This is a genomic window from Flavobacterium sp. B183 (assembly GCF_023539155.1).
In the GTDB taxonomy this organism is placed as follows: domain Bacteria; phylum Bacteroidota; class Bacteroidia; order Flavobacteriales; family Flavobacteriaceae; genus Flavobacterium; species Flavobacterium tructae.
The window spans coordinates 984,458-1,006,523 of record NZ_CP097434.1; the positions used below are offsets into that span (position 1 = coordinate 984,458).

Here is a 22,066-nt window from a genome sequence, read left to right on the forward strand (position 1 = left end):
GTTATCTGTATAAAGTGAAATGTCCTACAAACTCACGTGCATCTTTCTCGTCATTTAATTTAAGAACATACCAGTAATCTCCTGATGGTAATTCGGCACCATTGTATCTACCGTCCCATTTTTGTCCGTAATGGTATTTGGCAATTACACGACCGTATCTGTCGAAGATTGAGAATTCAAGGTTGTTGTAAATGTTTGTACAACCAGGCCCCCACGTATCATAAACACCATCTCCGTTTGGAGTAAAGTAGTTGTCAAGACACACATCCACATAAACTGCATGAACTGTAATTGTTGCTGTACATCCGTTTTGATCTCTTACTACTACTACATAATCTCCTGTTTTGTAGATTTTGTATTTGTTAGAAGAAGTAAACGGCTCTCCGTTGAAACTGTACTCGTAAGCAGGTGCTCCACCGGCTGCAGTAACCGAAATGATGTTCATTTCAGGTTTTCCTGTTGACTCAGCAAGTGTTAACTTCTCATAAGCTCTTATTTCAAAACTTGCCGTTGGTACTTTACATCCATTCGTATGTCTTGCTACAATGTAGTGCGTTCCAGGAGCAATATTGGTAAAGATATTTGCTGCCTGCCAAGGACCTACATCACTATCAAGTGAATAATCTATTTGTGTAAGATCTGTATTGCTCTCATCCACTGTAACGATTACCATATTTGTTTGAGCGTTGTTCACACAATCGTAATTGGTTACGGTAGTTGGATCAAGAACAACCGGTAAAGGCATGTTTTCTACAAATTCATTTACACATCCCTGAGCATCCTTAACGTAAACCGTATGAACTCCTCCTGAAAGATTATTAAAATCAAATATAGTTTGAGTTGTCGTACCTTGTGTATACGTTCCGTTTTTATTGTCAAGACTTACACTATATGGCGCAGTACCTCCTTTAACTTCGATACTGAATGCTCCATCTTTATCTCCTTTACAAACTTCCGGAATCATAGAGTTTGGAAGTTCTGTAACGATTAAAGGTTTAGGCTGTGTAATTTCGATCTCATCGATAACATAACAACCATTTTCATCCTGAGCTATAACCGTATATTTACCTGGTGCAAGTTTATCAAATGTGTTTTTAACATCAAACTGATCTAAATCCGGTGATATTGCATATTTAATAATTCCTGTACCACCTGTTGCAGCAACTACAATCTGACCGTTACTTTCTCCAAAACAAGAAACATTGGTTGGTGTAAATGTAGCCTGAATAGCTGTAGCAGGTTGTTTAATTTCGATAGCGCCTGATGTCGCAGGACAATCACCACTAGCTACTTTTACAACATACGTTCCTATTGGAAGATCTTCGAATCTGCCAGTAGGCTGTGCCGGTCTAACCACACCACCTGCATTATTTTCTAAAGTATAGATATAGTTTCCTAAACCACCTTTTGCATTTGCTACAATAACTCCTGTAGCTTCGCCCATACATTTTACTACTGCATTGGTCACATCTAATTCTATTACTAATGGCTCTAATGGATCGATTTTAACTTCGTTAGAAATTTTCGCCACACAACCTTTAGCATCTTTTACATAATATTGGTATTTACCCACTGGTACCGCGAAGGTAACAGAAGTTGCAAATGAACCAGTTGTTGTTGTAAAAGTCTGATCGGTACTGTATGTATATGGACCAGAACCTCCTGTTGCACTTAACGTAAGTGTTGATTGTGTATTACAAGTTTGTGTCGTTGCCAGCACTAAACTTGGAACTACTTCTGTTGGTTCTGTAATTACAACATTTGCTGATGTTGCAGAACATGTAAATCCATCAGTAACTGTGATACTGTAAGTTCCTGCCGGTAAGCCTGTGAAAACAGGGCTACTTTGTGGACCTGATGAAACAACCGGATTTTCTGACAACATATTCAAGGTGTACATATAGTTACTTCCCTGACCACCTGTTGGAGGGTTTACCGTAATTATTCCAGATCTGTCTCCGAAACATGGTAATACTGAAGCTGTTGCTGTTGCACTAACCACAATTGGATCAGGAATCTTCAATGATTGTGTTGCTGATGCCGGACATCCTTTACCGTCTTTAACATTAACTGTGTAATTACCCGCAGATAGTCCGGTAAAATTACCGTTAGTATTATTTGCAATAACTGCTCCGTTTAATACTAACTCATATTGGTAATTCGTATCCCAACCACCTGTTGCGGTAGCTGAAATTTCGCCATCATTATTACCTGCCACACAAGTGATTTCAGATTTTGTTGTTGTTACAACTAAAGCAGCGGTAGGCTGTCCTATTGAGAAAATAGTTGAAACTGAACAATATGGTTTGCCTACTAAAGTAGCGTTTACCGTATACTGACCTGCACGAAGACCTGTAATAGAAACCGGACCAGCATTTGCTGAACGAGTTAATGGAACATTTACAGGACCTGTAATTGTGTAATCAAATATACCTGCATCATCGCTTGGAAGTTTTTGATTGTCAACAAAAGTTAAGTTCACACTTCCATCAGCAGTTCCAAAACAAATTTCAGCTACTACCGGAGTAGCTTTAATCTCGAATGTATTCGGATTAGTTACGTAATGGGCTTTCTCAATTTTACATCCAGTTAACGAATTCTCAACTGTAATTAAATAGTTACCAATTGGTAATGCTGTAAACACTCCTGTCGTGTTAGTATCAGTAAAAGTACTTCCGCCTATTCCCTTAATAGTGTAAACTATTTGAGTCGGTGTTGGTGTACCACCCGTTACAACAGCTTTAACAGTAATGTCTTCATTATTTACACAAGTAATGTCTTTATCCACTGTTACTGTAACATCGTCCAGGCTAATAAAAGGCTTAATATCGATTACCGATGTCGATGACCCAACACAACCTTTATCGTCGAAAACATTTACAGTATAAATTCCTCCTGTAAGATCAAATACAGTATAAGTATTTGAAGTACTATTTTGAACTTCAACCCCATTTTTCATGAATTGATATAAAACATACGTACCAGATCCTCCAGTTACAGTATTTACTGTAATTGTCGCATTTGTATTTGTGTTTGTTCCTGCTGTACAACCAAACTGAGTAAATACAACATTAGAAACAACAATTGGAGCTGGTTCAAAAATTTCAACATCTTCTAAATCTTTACAACCTCTTCCAGATGTAACTGTTACTGTATATTGACCTTTTGGTAATCCTGTGAACACATTTGAAGTTTGATTAGGTCTAAGAACTGGTCCCGCTGTAATACTGTAATAGTAAATTGGGTTGTCATTTCCACCTGTTTCATCAATAGTTGCAGTGATCGTTCCATTAGTAAATGTATTACAAGTAACATCTGTGTGTGCTAAAGTAAATCCTTTAATTGGAGTCGCAGGTATAATTTCAAATTTAACGGTTCTGGTACAACCTGTAGTGACATCTGTTACAGTAATTGTATGGTTTCCAGGACCGATATTGGTAAATATTCCTGATGTCTGACCAAAGTTTCCGTTTAAGCTATAGCTATAATTTGCTGGGGTTGAACCTCCAGAAGCTGTAGCTGTAATAGCTCCATTGTTAGTGTTACAGTCTGGTAAAGCTGTGATCTTAACATCTAAAGCCAGAGCTGGGAAAATATTAACTACTGCTGCCGTTTTTACTTCACAACCATTTCCATCTTTTACAGTTACATCATAAGTACCAGATGTATTTACTGTAAATGTTGGGCTGGATTGGAATCCACCACCAATACTATATTCGATAGGTGCTACACCTGTAACTCCTGTAATCGTAAAGGTATACGTTCCGTTTAATGGATCCGGACATTGGCTAAATGGTGCCACTGACGGAGTTGTTGGTAATGCATCTTCCACAATAGTTTGAGATTTCATTACTGGACATCCGTTAAGGTCTTGTACATAAATATCCCAATTTCTATTGGCTCCGTTGTTAGTATCAACAGTAATAACATTATTTGTTCCAAAAACCGTAGGAGCCGCTGACAATGAAACAACTGCAGCATAACGATAAGCAGGAGTACCTCCAGTTGCTGTAATCGTTATTTGAGCCGTTTTATTGTTACAATTTGTATTTGTAGCAGTAGATGTAAAATCTAAAGCCGATGGCTGCTTGATCTCAAAGTTTACCACCTGATCCTGACATCCAGATATCCTGTCTACTACTGTAAACGTATAAATACCTGCAGCTAAACCAGTGTAGCTTATAACATCACCTGTTTTAGTCGCTGTACCAGCAAGTGGTGCTAATGAATAGATATAATCAGCAGGAGTAATATAACCGCTTACAACAAATGATGCCGTACCGGTGCTTCCTCCATTACATAACACATCAGTTATCAACTGAGTAGTCGCTTTAATCTTATCAGATTCTTTAATCACAATAGCTTTTGTTGTACTACAACCATTAGCATCAGTAACTTTAATTTGATAAGTATTTGGTAATAATCCAGGGAAAATACCAGTTGTATTATTAGTAACAGCCGCTGCCGGTGAAACTATTTCGTATTTGTAAGGCCCTACACCACCTGTTACTGAATTTACTGTAGCTATAGAAACTCCTCCCATAGTATTACAATAAATTGGTGTTGCAGTAATATCCATATCAGTAGGAGGCGTGTAAGGATTTACCGTTACGTTTCCTGAAACTCTACATCCGTTGGCATCAATTACCACATAGAACACTGTTTTAGGAGCCGTTATAGTGCTTACATTTAATGTTGAAGCATCTCCAAAAGTAACACCATTATCAAAACTGTATTTATATCCTGGTGTACCATTAGTAGCCGTTAAAGTTACTACAGCATCCTGTGGTGTATTAGTTACAGTACATCCAAATGGAGTAACTGCTGCACCAACATTCAAAATAGTTGGCTCTGAAATAGAAACTGTTTTACTCACTACACATTTCTTAGCATCTCTTACGTATACTGTATAAGAACCTTGACCTAATGTTCCGAAAATATTCGATGCCTGATATGTTGTACCATCAATACTATATTCGTAAGGAGCAAGTCCGCTACCAGCAGTAATTGTAATGCTTCCGTCGTTTCCTCCGTTACAACTTACGTTGAATTCCGAAGTAGCTATAGTAGGCATCACGATAGGATTCACCACTACAGGTTTTGAAACTGACTGACAGTTTTTACTATCTGTAACTCTAAAAGTATAGGTACCTGCAATATTCGTTGTGTATGGAGATGTTGTTGGTGTAAAACCACCTCCATTAAATGAAACTTCATAGTTAGTATACACAGTAGATCCTTGCGTAGCTGTTAATGTAACAGTCGCCATATTAGGAGCCGCACAAGTTAAATCCTGAAGTACAGCGTCTAATAATAATTTCTGATCCAATTGGTAAACATATGGAGTTGTTGCATCACAACCGTTAGCATCTCTCACGTAGAAAGTGTATGAACCCGGTGCGTTAAGCACAAAGTCTGGGCTTGTTTTAAATCCATTACCAATACTGTATGTTAATGGACCAACACCATGACCTACCAAAGTAACATTTACTGGAGAACCATCGTAACAAACACCCGTAATTGGGTCAATTGATGGCAGAGGATCTGTCGCAATAGTCAATGGTAACTGAGCAATACATCCGTTAGCATCTTTTACATAAGCAATCCAAACTTTAGATGGATCTAAAACTGCACTTGGACTAGTATTGTAAGCTGCCGGTGCCGGTGCCGTTGGGCTCACAGCATAAGCGTAAGTATAACCAGGCGTTCCACCTGAACCTACAACGCTTACTTTTCCACCAAAATTACAATTCGCATTAACATTAGAAACTAGTGTTAATAGTAATGGTGTTGCCGGTTCGCTAACATCCACATTTGCTGTTGCAACACAACCAGTAGCTACGTCAATAACATCTATTTTATAATTACCTACTGCTAAATTAGTAAGTGTAACTTTAGGATTAGTATGTGTACCCGCAACCGCAACTCCGTTAATAGAATACGTATAATTTGCTGCAAAGTTGCCTACAGTAAACTCAACAGAACCATTAGGTGTTGCCGCTACTTCGTTACAACTTACATCTTTTATTAATTGACCAGAAACGGTAATATTGGTTACTGGTTTAATTGTTAATGATTTCTGGAATGAACATCCATTAGCATCTGTCACTTTGAAAACATAAGTGCCTGGCAATAAACCATTGAAAACATTCACCGTTCCGTTATCAACTGCGTTTGCAGTTGGTGAAACGATTTCATATTTCGTAATCGCATATCCACCCGCTACCGTAACTGTAATACTTGTTGCAGGAGCATTACAAGTAATTGCAGCACCCGTAAAAGTTAAATCGGTAATTTTTTGGTATGGATTAACTGTTACTGTATTATCAAATAAACATCCGTTAGCATCTTTTACATAATAGTGAATAGTCTGTACTGCACCATTATCTAAGACTGTTAGTGTATTAGCGTCAAAATAGTTAGCAGAACCATCAAAATTGTATTTGTAAGGTGCTGTTCCTGTACCTGCTGTAACATTTACAGTTACGACAGCTGGCTGCGCAACATTACTTGTATTACAAGCGTAATCTGTAACAGCTGCAGTAGCCGCTAATGTAAGTGGCTGACCTACTGTAAATGGTTTAGATGCTGAACATCCTCTGCCTGAAAACACTGTAATTGAATAAGTGCCTGCAGGAAGATTTGAGAATACATTATCTGTTTGTACTGATCCTACCGGAACAGGCAAAATAGAATAAGTATAAACCGGGTTATCGCTTCCAGCTGCTAAGTTTACGGTAATAGTTCCGTTACGTGAGCCATTACAAGTAGCATTCGTTACTACAGCATCAAAATCTACTGGTGTTGGTGCAGAAAGCTCAACCGGAGCTGTTGCAGTACATAGCGTATTTGTATCTGTAATCGTTATGGTGTAAGTTCCGGCAGGAACTCCCGAAATAACATTCCCAACAACAGTTCCAACAGGAGGCGCAATACTATAAGTAAACGGTCCTGCACCACCAATTGGTGTTAACGTTATAACTCCGTCATTGTTTGCACAAGTTGGCAATGCTGTTATCACTGGTGTTACACCTAGTGGTTTATCAATCGTAATTGATTTAGTATCAACACATCCGTTTGCGTCTTTAATTTTAATTGTATTTAATCCTGAATTAAGACCCGTTACGTCATATGGTACAGCTGTTGTAATAGTCACAGGTGCATATACGCCACCGTTTACACTAATTTCGTAAGGAGAGATTCCTGCTGTAGTAAGAGAAACTCTCACCACATAGGCTCCTTCAGCCACACATTTATTTACAACTGATAATGCAATAACCGGACTAGGATCCAGGCCTATTGTTGTATTAACTCTGTCTATACATCCTTTTGCATCTCGTACAACAATATCCCAATTTTGTCTTGTAGTATAATCTAAAACCAAAACATTACTAGTTCCAAAAGTTGTTGGTGTAAATCCAGGAGCACCCGCTGCGTACTCATAAGGTCCCGTACCACCAATAGTGGTTAGTGTAACTTGTGCACCAACATTACAAGTAGCATTTACATTTTTTGTAATTGTTGTTTTAAGCGGTTGAACCGGTTGTGATACTGTAAAACTAAATGTAGTAGAACAAAGTGTTCCTCCTGCCTCAGTAACTCTTAGAACATAATTTCCTGCTTTCAATGTTGAAATAGTTCCAGAAACTGGGCCGCCTAATGGACCAGTTAATGTGCTATTAATTGCCGGTGAAACCGGTAACAAGGTTAAAGCATTTAATACTTCATAATTTACGGTAGTAATTGATGGATCAAAATCCCTTACAGTAAACGTCAATATTCCTGTTGAAGTTCCATTACAAGTAACATCTGTTACAGTTGTTCCCGTAACTTTTATACTTGATGGTGGATTAGGTGTTGTAAATTCTAAAATAGAAATACAATCATTAATGTCTTTTACTTGTAAAAAGTAAGTCGTTCCATGTTTTAAACCTACAAAAGTATAAGTAGGACTCGTTTGTGCAGGGCTCTCTGTTAAAGGCTGTCCAAAAATAGAGTATTTATAATCTGGTGTACCACCTGAAGTAGTTACGGTAACATTCACACCTGTAGCACAATTATTTGAATCTGCAACAGCACTCATCTTTAAGTAAGGAGGTGTTTCAATTCTTAATTTAGCACTTCTGAATTCACAACCATTCGCATCAACAACAGTAATGTAATAATCTCCAAAATTCAATCCTGCAAATTTATAAACAGGTGTTGGATTTACTGTAGATGTTTCTGTATAGGTTGCAATTTGTGTAAAAGCATTATCGTATAATGTATATACATACGGAGCTGTTCCTCCTGATGTTACATTAACATCAAAACTACCAGGCGTATTTAAATTACATAAAATAGCATTACGTACGATGTTAACAGCAATTGGAGCTGGATTAACCAAAGTAATAGTTGCAGGTACCGAAGTACATCCTTTAGCATCTTTTACTACATAAGTATACGTTCCGGAAGCTAATCCTCCAAAAACTTTTGTAGTTACAAAAGTAGTACCTCCATCAATACTGTACGTAAATGGAGAAACTCCGGCTGTAGCTGTCAATGTTACAGAACCATCTGTATAACCGTTACAGGTAGGATCAACTTTTGCAGCAGTTCCTGTTACTGTTTGTGGTGATGTTACTACAACTTTGTTGGTTATTTTTGTACATCCACTAGCATCTGTTACCTGGAAATAATAATCTCCGGCAGTATTTGTTGTAAATGTATTACCAGTCAAATCAGGAGATGTTCCAAAAGTCACACCATCCGTAGAAACTAAATAAGTGTAAGGCGCTAAACCTCCTCCAGCATTAACTGTAATTGTTGCATTAACAGGAGCAGCACAAGTAATGTCTTTCACTAAAACTGCACTGGCTGTTAAAACAGAATTTACTGTCACTGTAACCGTATCTGTACAGTTATTCGCATCTTTTACCGTAATCACATAAGTACCCGGTGACGTTACTGTAAAAGTATCTGCAGGAGATGGTGCAACACCACTGCTAATAGAGTAAGTTAAAGGAGCAATACCTCCTGTTCCCACAGCTTTGATACTAAATGAAGTTCCTGTAGAGGTACATTGGTTAGTAACCGAAGCCGTAACATCCGGAACTGCATCTTTAATAATTGCTGCGTCTAATTTAATCACACAACCATTTGCATCTTTTACCCAAACATCCCAATCTGAGATAGCAGGATCAAGATTAGCGGTGTTACTTGATTTATAATCTGTCGATACAGGAGCCACATTATTGTGTACAAATGCATAAGAATATGTTGGCGTTCCACCAGTAGCATTAACTGTTACCTGTGCATTTGGAACATTACAATTAGCATTTACAATTGTAAGCGTTCCTCCTAATGGATTTACTGGCTCTGTAATCGTTATTGATTTGTTTGCCTTACAATTTGTTGTATTATCTGTTACTTCAAGGTTGTAAGTACCCGCAACTAATCCGTTTAAGGTAATCACATCTCCTGTTGTTACATTTGTATATGGTAATCCTGCAGGAGTAGATGTTATTACTACCGCATAATTTCCTGTAGCACTAAATCCGGAAATACTGAATTTTGCAGAACCGGTATTTCCTCCTTTACATAAAACATCGCTTAATTTTGATTCAGCAACTGCAATTGGAGTTAATGGAAGGACTGTATAAGACTGAATAGCAAAACATCCGTTTGCATCTGTTACTTTAAAAGTATAAGTGTCTGCCACTAATCCACTAAATACTCCAGTTGTAGCACCTGTTACGTTTGAAGTTGCAGAAGCTGGTGCTGTAATAACATAAGCTAAAGCTCCTACTCCATTTGTTGTTGTAACCGTTACAGTACTGGTAGTACTTGCAGCTGGTGAGCATAGAATTGCACTACCTGATATTGAAACAATAACAGGAGGATCTAATTTCTTAATAGTAATTTGTTGAACCGCAGTGGTACATCCTTTAGCATCTCTAACAGAATAACTAATGATTTGATCTGCACCATTATCGTTTACTGTTAACGTATTTGTAGCAGTATATCCACTTCCGTTAAAACTGTACGTATAAGGAGCTGTACCGTCTGTTGCTGTAATGGTAACAGTCGCAGATTGTTTCGTATTGGTAACACTACAAGTAAAGTTAGTAGCAGTAGCACTTGCTGTTAATTTTACAGGTTCACCTATTGTAACATTAACACTTCCTGTACATCCTTTACTGTCTTTTACATAGAAAGTGTAGTTACCTGCTAACAGATTTTCAAATAATGAAGCCGCTGCAAAAGTAACATTGTCTTTACTATAGGTATATCCACCTGAACCATTAGCACCTGTTAATTGAACCGTACCTGTTGCAGAACCGTTACATGAAGCATCCACTTTTACAGCAGTTACTGTAGGAGGTGCAATAGGAGCAACAGTCGCAGATGTTGTCGTAGTACATCCGTTTGCATCTGTAATTGCAAATGTATATTTATCAGCATTAGCAGCAGCAACAGAAATTGTAAACGATGTTCCGGTAACATTAATAACTCCACCTGGAGTTCCTGTACCCTTCGCTACAGTATAGGTATATGGAGTTTTTCCTCCGCTAATATCAACTTTAATCGTTGCATTTGGAGTTGCACTACAATCTAATTCTTTAGTAACCTCTGCTAAAGCACCAACTTTAGGATAAACTACTACAGGAACTGCAGCAGCTGTTGTACAACCATTTTTATCTTTTACCGTTACGGTATAAGATCCTGCACTTACTGTAAAAGTATTGCTAGTCTGGAAATTAGTTCCATCAATACTATACGTTAAAGGCACTAATCCTGTAGCAGTAGCTGTAATGGTAAAACTTGAAACGGATCCTGTCTGACATTGATTGTCAACCACCACACTGGTAATAACCGGTTTAGCGTCAACATCAATTTTTATAGGGAAATTATCCAAACAACCGTTTGCATCTTTGATATAAACAACCCAGTTTAATACTGTTCCGTTAACCGTATCAACTGTTAGAACATTATTTGAAGCATAAACCGTAGGAACCGGAGCACTTTGTCTTGCTACAGCATAAGTATAATTTGGTGTACCACCTGTTCCGGTTGCTGTAATCTCAGCTGTAAATTTGTTACAATTTACTGTAGTAGCTACGGCAGTAACATCAACAGCTGCAGCTGACTGCGTTAAAGTTACTGTATAAGAAGACTGACATTTCGTTAATCTGTCTGTTGCAGTAATAGTATACGCCCCTACAGGCTGAGCAGTAGGAACTGCAACGGTAGTTGTAGCTGCACTTACACCAGTAGCTTGCTGAATGATTGTATTGGCAGCATTTTTAATAACATAATCATATCCGTTTGCCTTAACACCATTTACTGTAAATTCAATAGTTCCGGTAGAACCAAAACATTGAATATTTGTAAGTACTGAACCACCTGTAACAATATCTGACGTTGCTTTAATAGTATGTCCTTTTGTGAATGAACAATTAGTAGCCGTATCAATTGCCTCGAAGATATAATCTCCCGGAGTCAGTGATGTAAAGTTTCCTGTTGTATTTACCGCAGGGGTAAATCCGGCAGGACCAGAAATAATCTGATAAGTAACATTTGCTGTACTTCCTGTTTTTACCGCTGTCAAAGTTACACGTCCACCAGCCGGAACTGTAGAACAATCATATCCACTATCAACAATAGTGATATCTGTAATTGGTTCTAAAGCACCAATTGTAATTGATAATGGTCCAAACTGACAGTTATTTGCATCTCTAACATATGCCGTAACTGTTCCGGCAGCTGTTGTTGAGTAAGTATTCGTTGTTGTAAAGTTTGCAGTTCCGTTGAAACTGTAAGTATAAGCACCTGTTCCTCCAGAACCAGTAACTGTAACTACCGCTGGTACAGTACTTGGTGTACCACATTTAATAATAGTAGCTCCAATAGTTCCAGACACTGCAGTTGGCTGCGTTAATGTAATATTTCCAACAGCAGAAGTACATCCTTTACTGTCTCTTACTTGATAAGAATAGCTAATATTTGGATCTAAACCGGAATATAATGAAGTTGTTGACCAACCTAAATTATTAAAATTGTACTCATATCCGCCTGAACCTCCTGCTCCAACTAGCTGTACACTACCATTTTTAAGACCATTACAAGTAATTTGTGTTGGATTAGCAGTAACTGTTGGATTTGTAATTGGACTAATTGTAGCATCTATATAAGCTTTACATCCTTTAGAATCTGTAATTTCAAAAGTATAAAGTCCGGCTGTTGGTGCAGGATAATTAAACGTATTACCTGTAACATTTACACTGCCACCATAAGCGCCTGCGTCTTTTTTAACTTTATAAGTATAGGCTGCAACACCATCCGTAATGTCAACTTTAATCGTTGCATTTGGAGTTGTACAATCTAATGTTTTTGTAATAGAGGCTGCTGCTTTTAACTCAGGAGCAATTACAATTCCGTTTATGGTAACCGGACAATTATTACTGTCAGTAACTGTAATAGTATGTGTTCCTGCTCCAACATTTGTAAATGTATTGCTGGTTTGTGCAGGTGCACCATTTAAACTATACGTTAGAGCTCCTGTACCTGTAGCCGTAACAACAAGAGTTGCTCCTTTAGTCCCGGTAACACAATAATCACTAGTAGCAGCTAAAGATGCTGTTGGCATTGTTGGTGCAACAACATTAACCTGTGCAGATGCGCTTGAAGAACATGTATATGCATCACGAGTTACAACTGTATAGGTACCGGTAGGAACATTTGCAAATACGCCAGAATTCTGGAATGCAGTTATTACCGTAATACCATTTGCTGCTCTTAATTCATATTGATATGCTGGTGTTCCACCTCCTGCAACTGCTGTAATAGTTGCTCCTGTAGTACAAGTAGCTGTTTTTGTAACACTTGCCGTAATTGTTAATGCAGCAGGAGTACCTACTGGCTGATCAAATGGGAAACTACAAGTTCCGGCTTTATCATCATAACGAATTAAAATATTATACGTTTTACTCGTCAAGTTTTTAACGGTAACCGGTGAAGTTTTAGAATTTACCCATGTTGTACCATTATCTAAAGAGTAATCAAATCCATAAGTGGCATCAAAATTTTGTGCAGATAATGTAATCTCTCCATTATTAGCACCATTACAGGTTACGTCTTTATGACCTACAATTGAAGCCTTAAAGGCTTTATCTGTTCCAATAACAACTGGGAAATCTTTCTCAGCTCCACAAACCTCCGGAATCTGACGTACCCAAATATCATCAACCGCTAAATCATTACCAGAAATAACCTGGCTGTATGATAAGATAACAAAGTCAAGAGAAGTATTATTTCCAGGATTTAAAGTTAATACCTGGCCACTTCCAAGATCAGTTGTATTATGCCATTTCTCATCTCTAGGAATACTTTGTGTATCCTTTGATGCTCCTGGTATAAGAACTCCGTTTTTCTGAAGTTGTATGGTTAATCTTGGAGAAGGTAAATTATTATTTTTACTTAATAAGTTAAGCATATAAAGTGATACCTGTATGTCCTGATTTGGAATAACATCATTGATGGTTTTTTTATACAAAACACCACCTATTGGTACCACACCTCCAACATTAACCGCTAAAAATCTTCCGTCTTTTATTTGTGGTGTATTATTAATAACTGCCGTATTATCTTTAGGCAAATTCCAGTTAAAACCAGATACGTGCTGTGGCAACAAAGCCTGAGTCACAACATATTCCCCATCATTAAGCAAAATTGGCATATAACCTCCAATACCGCAATCTTCTACAGCATCTTGCTTTTCCCAACAATAATTAGGGTGAATACCCGGAGTAGTTGTATCTGGCCCTCTACCAAAATCTTCTGTTAACAAGTTACTGTAAGTAGGTACGGTAGTAACTTTGTACTTAACTTTTATAGTATGAGTCCCGGAAGGAACATTTGTAAAGACATTATTTGTAATTGGCGTGTTAGGTACACCGTTAATATAATACTCGTACGTATAATTATTTGACGGATTTGTAACCGTAACTGTCGTTGATGCCATACCATTACATCCAAAAACAGGATCAGCCACAGTGATCGTTGGATCAGCAGGTTTTGGATCTAAAGTAACCTGATAAGGAATTTCGAATATACAGCCTAAAGCGTCTTTAACCTGTAAAATAAAATTACCCGGCAACACGTCTTTTTCATTCGATGCCTGCCATGTAACACCTCCATCAAAACTAAATTGATAAGCAGGAGTTCCACCCTGAACGTTATTGATACGCAGTTTTCCTCCCTGGTTTGCACCGCTACCGTCAGGTAGTGTACATCCGGCCAAAGCCGCAACTCCGGCTGAAGCCGAAATAGCAGAAGTTGGTCCCGTAATTGTTATCTTTTGTACAGGATCTGTACAATACTTGATTGGCGTTCCTATACCATATCTGACAACTACATCATAAGTTCCCGGCTGTAAATTAGAAAAAACAGGATTAGACTGAAAACTAACACCACCATTAATACTATACCCCATTGTGTACCCGTTTGCTCCGGCAGTAAGTTTTACTTCTATCTTAGAGCTTCCATCGTAACAATTACTATTGGTATGATCAATAGTATAAGCAGGTTTTGTATTATCAGGAACTGTAATTGTTCTTGTTATCGTACAGTTGTTTTTATCTACAATTTTAATAGTATAAAGTCCCGGAGCTGTTACCACAAACTCATTACTGGTTTGAAAAACAGTATCGCTGTTTATAAAATAATTATAAGGAGAATTACCTCCTTCTGTTGTGATTCTAACTTTTCCATCACTACATGCAGTAAGAGGTTCTACTAAAGCAACTGTCGCTTTATACTCATTCCAAACCTTACCAACATATATACTTAGTGTCTTTACAACCATCATCTGTAGTAACTTCTACAACATAATTCTGGTCTGTATTTAAATTATCAAAAGTATATTCAGAATCTGGTACGGGTCCAACGCTTGATAATAACGTTCCATTATTATAAAGTTTATAATAATATTGTGCATTAGCATCATTTACGGCTACTTTAATTTTACCTTTTTCACCATAACACAATGGCTGTGTTACCTCTTGTACTACGTTAAAATTTCTTTGTCTGATTTGAATATTCGGAACTGTAAAAATACACGTGTTACCTGTTACACCTGCCAGTCTTATATATACTGTATAGAAGCCCGCAGTCGTAACATTAAATACATTACTAGCCTGATAAGTTGTACCATTAATACTGTACTCATATCCGGCAGGAACACCTCCTACTGTAATCGTACCTGGTTTACCACAAATAATGTCCGTATGTTTCTCTGTAGGACTTAATGAATTGGTGAAAACATTAAAATAAAAACGGTTAAAACAACCACCGGCATAATTTAATGTTAATCGATATTGCCCGGCGATTTTAGCCAGGTAATTTGGTCCGGTTGCAACCTGAGTCCACGAACAAGAAGTTCCTTCGTTAGCACAATTTGGACTACTTGGCGCTGTACAGCTTGCTTCATCTAGTTTTTCCCAAACAAGAGTAGAACCATCTGAGATATGCGTTTCAATTAGTCTGGAATCATTTGCACCGCATAAGAAAAGGTTAGGTAACTCTTTTCCGTTATTTGGACAAATTAAGACCTCTCCTTTATACGGAGCTTTTGCATAAGGAATTACAGGGTTTGTATTTGTAGCACCAAATCTGGTTACTGTAATAGCCTGATAAATTGATCTACAAGGTGCCGCAGCCAAATTGTATACATAATAAGTTCCCGGATCTTTAACAGTAAGTGTCTGTCCTGTTCCGATTTGTTTTGTACGGGCTTCGTCACTATACCAGGTATAACTTGTATATCCGTTTGCTGCAACTAAATCTACCGTGTCTTTACATAAAGTAACGTTTGCTGTATACTTACAACCATCAACACCTACTAAAAAGTTAGTCGCTTTTGGAGTTAATATACATCCTGTATTGGTATTGACACTCGGATCATCTGAAATTTGGAAATCAGGATTTAAAGTTCCTTTGTAAGTGGCATATGCAGAGTTATCGATACTATTAGAACATGCTTCACTCAAGGAATTACAATCCGGAACAACTTTAACTTTAAAGCTGATCACTTTTTCTGTTAGAGTATTGGCTTTAACAATAGATTCGTCTACTTTAAAAACAATGCTTCTGGTTGCAGGATCATAACTTTGCACCGTTACTCCCGTTGGCAGCGGGTTTAAATCTGCAGGGTAATTAAATATAATATTAATTGGCAGCTGATCTCTAATGGTTAAAGATTTAGCATCATCATTACCTGAGTTTCTAATACCAATTTCATAATTTAATTGTTGCCCTAATACTACATTCTGGCCTCCAATATCCGTTCCTGCCGAATTTTTAACAATTTTCGTCAGTACAATATGAGGCTCAATAATATCTACTGCAAATGCATTAAAATAATAAAAGTAAACGTCCTGAGTACTTCCTAATCTAATATTTGCCGAAGTCTCATTATTATCAATAACAATACCTCCCGGTTTCAAAAGGGTACCGGGGTTATTAATATTTAAAATACCCGCATCATACCCTAAGGTGTTAGTACTGGCAGGGTTTCGATTTAAGAAATCTTCTGTTTTATCCGTAGCCGGATCAACATAAGTGACACTACTATTAAAGAAGTTATTTGAAGCTCTGATAGCTGTATTTGCTGCATTTGTAGCACTAATTGGAATTCCGTTAATTTGCAGATAATCCCCTGCAATCGGCTGATCTCCCTCTAAAGCAGCAAAAGCGAATTTTACACGAACCGGGCCTTTAGGAATGGTCTTGAACCCTGAAACAGGAATATCTAAAGTAGTTGCCCCTCCAATTCCGCTAAAACCGTCAAATGATGTAATATATTTGGCTGGCAAAGTTGGGTCTTCATAAACGATAAAAATAGACCAACCTGCTGATAAACCTGTTCCTCCATTAGAACCCTCACTAGACTTAACATTTGCAACGGTATACAAACCTTGTGCATTAGCCTGTCCGGTCACTAAAGAAGTAATATCTGCATAACATGCATATGCTTTGTTATTGTCACCACCAATTGGGGCTGCATTAGCATCATACACGATCTGACCTGTAATATCATTATAACCACCTGTTGGTAGTTTAAGCTTTACTTTTTCAATGCCTGTACGATCATTTTGCTGTAGGATCGCTCCCCAATACAAACCTGCATAAACAATTTTATAACAAGCCGGTTTTGGTACAGTTAAAGTCGCACTACTCGAACTGAAAGTACTGTTGTCATTATCGATATCAATATATTCCATACTGAAATCAGAATTGTATCCGGAACCATTATAGGCATCTTCCGGATCCCTGTTATTGGTATTTCTATTTAGAATATTATTACCAATAAGCAACATGTCTCCTTTTAGCCTCTTGTCAAATCTCGGAGTAAATGACTTAAGATTCTGAGAAATTACAACGTAACTTTGAAAAAAAATCAAAGCTAATAAAATCAATCTTAGGTTAGTAGGTTTTTTCATAATCTTCATTTTGTTTTTGCCTTCTCTTTTATTTTTTAAGGGGCGTTAAAAAATAAATCAAAGCATTCTGAAACATTTATAATAGATGTCCTTCTCAAAAAATAAAAAGGACGGGGCTTTATTCTCAATAATTGTATTAATTCTCCACTTTCACAATTGCCATTTTCCCATTGTATGGCTTAGTACCTTTTGCTTCCAGTGCTTTTGTAGCTTCTGACAGTCCGTCGAATTTCTCATAATAGATGTAATACTTACTTGTCGTTACATTGTAGAAGAAATTAACATCTGTACGTCCTGCTGCAACTGCTTTAGCCAGGAACTGATCGCGTTTTTCAACACTACTGTGAACCGCAATAATTAAATAATATCCACCATCAGCATTCTTAATATTTTTGATAATCTGCATATTTGATTGGTCTTCACCAAAATCAAAATCACTTGCTGTTAGAGGCGTACTGCTTAATTTTGTTGTTTCTCTAATACGCTTAAGAGCGGCAACATCCTGTGCATATCGACCCTGATCATTCTCATATGCTGCACGTTTGATTCGACGTTTTTTCTCAATTTCAGTCTCGGCCTTGATACGTTCTAAATTAGAAAGTAATGTTGCGCTATCCTGTTCCATTTTCAATTGTGCTGCTTTTAACTCGTTTATCTTTTCCAGATAAGCCTTATTCAAAGCATCGTTTTTATTAGGAAACTTTTTAAGCCTTTCATTGTATAGATTAGTCAACTTCGCAATTTCATCTTTCTGTGCTTTATTTACTTCAGCAAGTTGAGATTTTAAAGCTTCTAGCTGACTGTTCTCAGCCGCCACACTTTTGAAAGGTTTTGGTTCTTTATAAATTCCTTTTTCACTTAAATCATTCTCTTCTCTTAAGTCATTCAAGTCTTTTTGTTTACTTGCCACTGTTGTATTAAACTGTGACAATAAATCTTTCTGCATTTTACTTGCGCTCTCGATAGACTGAGATAAGTTATCTATTGCTTTCGCTGTATCATCTTTTGGAGCTGAAGCAGCTTTTGCAAGTGCATCGGCAGCAAGTTTAGCCTGAAGAGCTTCCGCATCAGCTTTAGCTTTAGCATCGGCAGCTAATTTTGCCAAACGAGCTTCTTCTGCTAATTGCAACTGTCTTGTTTCTTCCTCAGCTTTTAATCTTTCTGTTGCTTCAGCATCGGCCTTCGCTTTTTGATCCGCCAATAACTTCGCTTGTGCAGCTTCCATATCAGCTTTCGCTTTAGCATCGGCAGCTAACTTCGCTTGAAGAGCTTCCGCATCAGCCTTAGCTTTAGCATCGGCAGCCAACTTCGCTTGAAGAGCTTGGGCATCTGCTTTCGCTTTAGCATCAGCAGCTAACTTCGCTTGAAGGGCTTCTGCATCTGCTTTTGCTTTAGCATCGGCAGCCAACTTCGCTTGAAGAGCTTCTGCATCGGCTTTGGCTTTAGCATCAGCAGCTAACTTCGCTTGAAGAGCCTGGGCATCTGCTTTTGCTTTAGCATCAGCAGCTAACTTCGCCTGAAGAGCTTCTGCATCTGCTTTTGCTTTAGCGTCTGCTGCTAACTTCGCTTGGAGAGCTTCTGCATCGGCTTTGGCTTTAGCATCTGCTTTCGCTTTGGTATCAGCAGCTAACTTAGCCTGAAGGGCTTCTGCATCTGCTTTTGCTTTTGCATCAGCAGCTAATTTTGCCAAACGAGCTTCTTCCGCTTCCTGTAATTGTTTTGCTTCTGCATCTGCTTTCGCTTTCGCAGTTGCTTCAGCATCCGCTTTTACCTTCGCATCCGCAAGTAATTTAGCTTGTAAAGCTTCCATATCAGCTTTTGCTTTAGCATCAGCAGCTAATTTCGCCTGAAGAGCTTCAGCATCCGCTTTGGCTTTTGCATCTGCAGCTAACTTCGCCTGAAGAGCTTCAGCATCTGCTTTCGCTTTAGCGTCGGCAGCTAACTTCGCCTGAAGGGCTTCTGCATCAGCTTTCGCTTTAGCATCGGCAGCTAACTTCGCCTGAAGGGCTTCTGCATCAGCTTTCGCTTTAGCGTCGGCAGCTAATTTCGCCTGAAGAGCTTCCGCATCGGCTTTGGCTTTAGCATCGGCAGCCAACTTCGCTTGAAGAGCCTGGGCATCTGCTTTGGCTTTAGCATCGGCAGCTAATTTTGCCTGAAGAGCTTCCGCATCCGCTTTTGCTTTTGCATCGGCAGCTAATTTTGCCTGAAGGGCTTCTGCATCCGCTTTGGCTTTAGCATCGGCAGCTAATTTTGCCTGAAGAGCTTCCGCATCCGCTTTTGCTTTTGCATCGGCAGCTAATTTTGCCTGAAGGGCTTCCGCATCCGCTTTGGCTTTAGCATCGGCAGCCAACTTCGCTTGAAGTGCTTCCGCATCGGCTTTCGCTTTAGCGTCGGCAGCTAATTTTGCCTGAAGAGCTTCTGCATCTGCTTTGGCTTTAGCATCAGCAGCCAACTTCGCTTGAAGTGCTTCTGCATCGGCCTTCGCTTTAGCATCCGCAGCCAACTTCGCTTTAAGAGCTTCTGCATCGGCTTTCGCTTTCGCATCAGCAGCGATTCTGGCTTGTCTGGCTTCTTCATCTGCTTTGGCTTTAGCTTCAACAGCTTGTTTTTCTTTTAAGGCAGCTTCTTCAGCGGCTTTAGCTTTCGCATCAGCAGCTAATTTTGCTTTATTGGCAGCATCTATACTTGCCTTAGTTTTTGCAGCAGCAGCAGCAGCGGCTTTCGCTTCAGCAGCCAGTCTCGCCTGAAGCGCATCTGAATCTGCTTTGGCTTTAGCATCTGCAGCTAAAATTGATTGTAAGTCTGCAGCTTCTGCTTTCGCTTTTGCATCTGCTTTACGTTTTGCTTCTGCAGCATCAGCTTTCGCTTTTGCATCTGCTTCTAGTTTTATTTTCAGAGCTTCCGCGTCGGCTTTTGCTTTAGCATCGGCAGCTAATTTTGCTTTTGCAGCGGCTTCCGCATCAGCTTTTGCTTTGTCAGCGGCTAATTGAGCCGGAGTTTTTTGTGGCGCTGTTGCCGGTTTATTTTCTGCAGCAGTTTTTGCTTTAGCAGCTTCAGCATCAGCCTTTGCTTTAGCATCTGCGGCCAATTTCAATTTCATTGCTTCGGCATCAGCTTTAGCTTTATCAGCAGCCAGTTGTGCCTGTGTTTTTTGTGGCGTCGTTGCAGGTTTATTGGCGTTGGCAGCATTTGCTCTTGCCGCTGCCGCTGCATCTACTCTCGCTTTATTATCTGCAGCTAATTTTATTCTGCGGGCTTCAGCATCGGCTCTAACCTTATCAGCAGCCAGCTGAGCCTGTGTTTTTTGTTCTGCAGCAACAGCTCTGTTTGCCGTTGCAGTTTGTGCTCTTGTCGCTGCTGCAGCATCGGCTTTTGCTTTTGCATCAGCGGCTATTTTTATCTTAATTGCCTCGGCATCAGCTTTGGCTTTATTGTCTGCTTCTAATTTTGCTTTTGCTGCCGCTGCTGCATCAGCCTTCACTTTTTCGGCTGCCGCAAGTCTCACTTTTAGCGCTTCTGCATCGGCTTTAGCCTTAGCATCCGCAGCCAGTCTCGCTTTTTCTGCACCATCAGTTCTCTCAGCAGTTGTCGCTGATGATGGTTTTGCCAATACCGGTTTTGGTTTAGCCGGATCTATTAAAGAGCCTTCTTCATCATCACCATAGTAATAGTTTTTATTTTTAAATTTATAAGCAATTGTAAATTCATGAGAACCACCCATATTGGTAAAATTTCCCATGCCTTTTTCATAGTTGTATTCAAATGCGATACTTGGAGAGATATTAAATCCAAGACCGGCAGAAATCCCATATAATGTATTGTATCCGGCTTGAGCCCAAACTCCTTTTGGAATTGCAATCATCGCAAGTCCGGAAATTACTGTCTTACCTTTTTTAACTTCTGTTTTTACAATTCCTGAAAATTTACTTCTGTCAAAAAAGCCATAACTATCAATATATCCTGTATACATGGCATGCAACTGAATCGCTCTTTCAGGATCTTCTTTTACAATTCCACCACCGAAATTATAAAGGATAAGATTGTTTACCGCTAATCCAAAGTCAAGGAACTCTGTTCCGTAATTTACTCCAGGATTAACTGTAAGCAAAGTATTTGATGGATAATCACCCATTAAAATATTTGGATCATCTGAGATGATTTTTCCTTTATTTAAACCGCTTTGGTATACTCCAACATTTAAACCAAAAGTTAAATTACTGTCTTGCTCTAAAACAATGTTATGTGCAAAGTTTCCAATTCCTCCAAAGACCGTCATTAAACCATAATTTTGCTGAAACAGACCAAAAGCAAAAGCTTCATTCTCTCTGAAACGGCCCGAATAATTAGCTAAATAGCTGTTTGGTGCATTCTCAAACTGCACCCATTGCCTTTTATTATAAAAACTGGCATATGCATTTGTTTCACGAACAAAGCTAAAAGCCGGGTTAATTAAATATCGATTAAACTTTAAAGAATTTCTAATAGGTAACGAAAACGAAACAACTCCATCCTCATTTTTGTCCTGAGAATAGAGTGTATTTGAAAAACCGTAAAATAGTGTGATGAATAGTAAAATTTTCTTCATA

General features: G+C 38.6%; 3 protein-coding genes. All 3 read right to left on the reverse strand.

Annotated features, from left to right (window positions below):
- Position 1: 1 nt before the first annotated feature.
- The 3 genes from M4I44_RS04450 to M4I44_RS04460 all read right to left on the reverse strand — a co-directional run bounded on the left by M4I44_RS04450 (position 2) and on the right by M4I44_RS04460 (position 22,065).
- Positions 2 to 14,848, reverse strand: a complete 14,847-nt coding sequence (locus M4I44_RS04450; RefSeq protein ID WP_249966628.1) for a T9SS type B sorting domain-containing protein — start codon at positions 14,846 to 14,848, stop codon at positions 2 to 4.
- The gene (locus tag M4I44_RS04455; RefSeq protein WP_249966629.1) at positions 14,811 to 17,480 is read right to left on the reverse strand and encodes a hypothetical protein; all 2,670 of its coding nucleotides are present in this window, start codon (positions 17,478 to 17,480) and stop codon (positions 14,811 to 14,813) included. Before M4I44_RS04455 ends, M4I44_RS04450 begins: the two co-directional genes overlap by 38 nt.
- A 136-nt stretch (positions 17,481 to 17,616) precedes the next feature.
- Positions 17,617 to 22,065, reverse strand: a complete 4,449-nt coding sequence (locus M4I44_RS04460; protein WP_249966630.1) for a type IX secretion system membrane protein PorP/SprF — start codon at positions 22,063 to 22,065, stop codon at positions 17,617 to 17,619.
- Between the last annotated feature and the right edge of the window lies 1 nt (position 22,066).

What these genes read in the sequence shown, in the direction of transcription:
- M4I44_RS04455 (WP_249966629.1), bottom strand. Translation starts at nt 17,480, where the DNA reads ATGAAAAAACCTACTAACCTAAGATTGATTTTATTAGCTTTGATTTTT.
- M4I44_RS04450 (WP_249966628.1), bottom strand. Translation starts at nt 14,848, where the DNA reads ATGATGGTTGTAAAGACACTAAGTATATATGTTGGTAAGGTTTGGAAT.
- M4I44_RS04460 (WP_249966630.1), bottom strand. Translation starts at nt 22,065, where the DNA reads ATGAAGAAAATTTTACTATTCATCACACTATTTTACGGTTTTTCAAAT.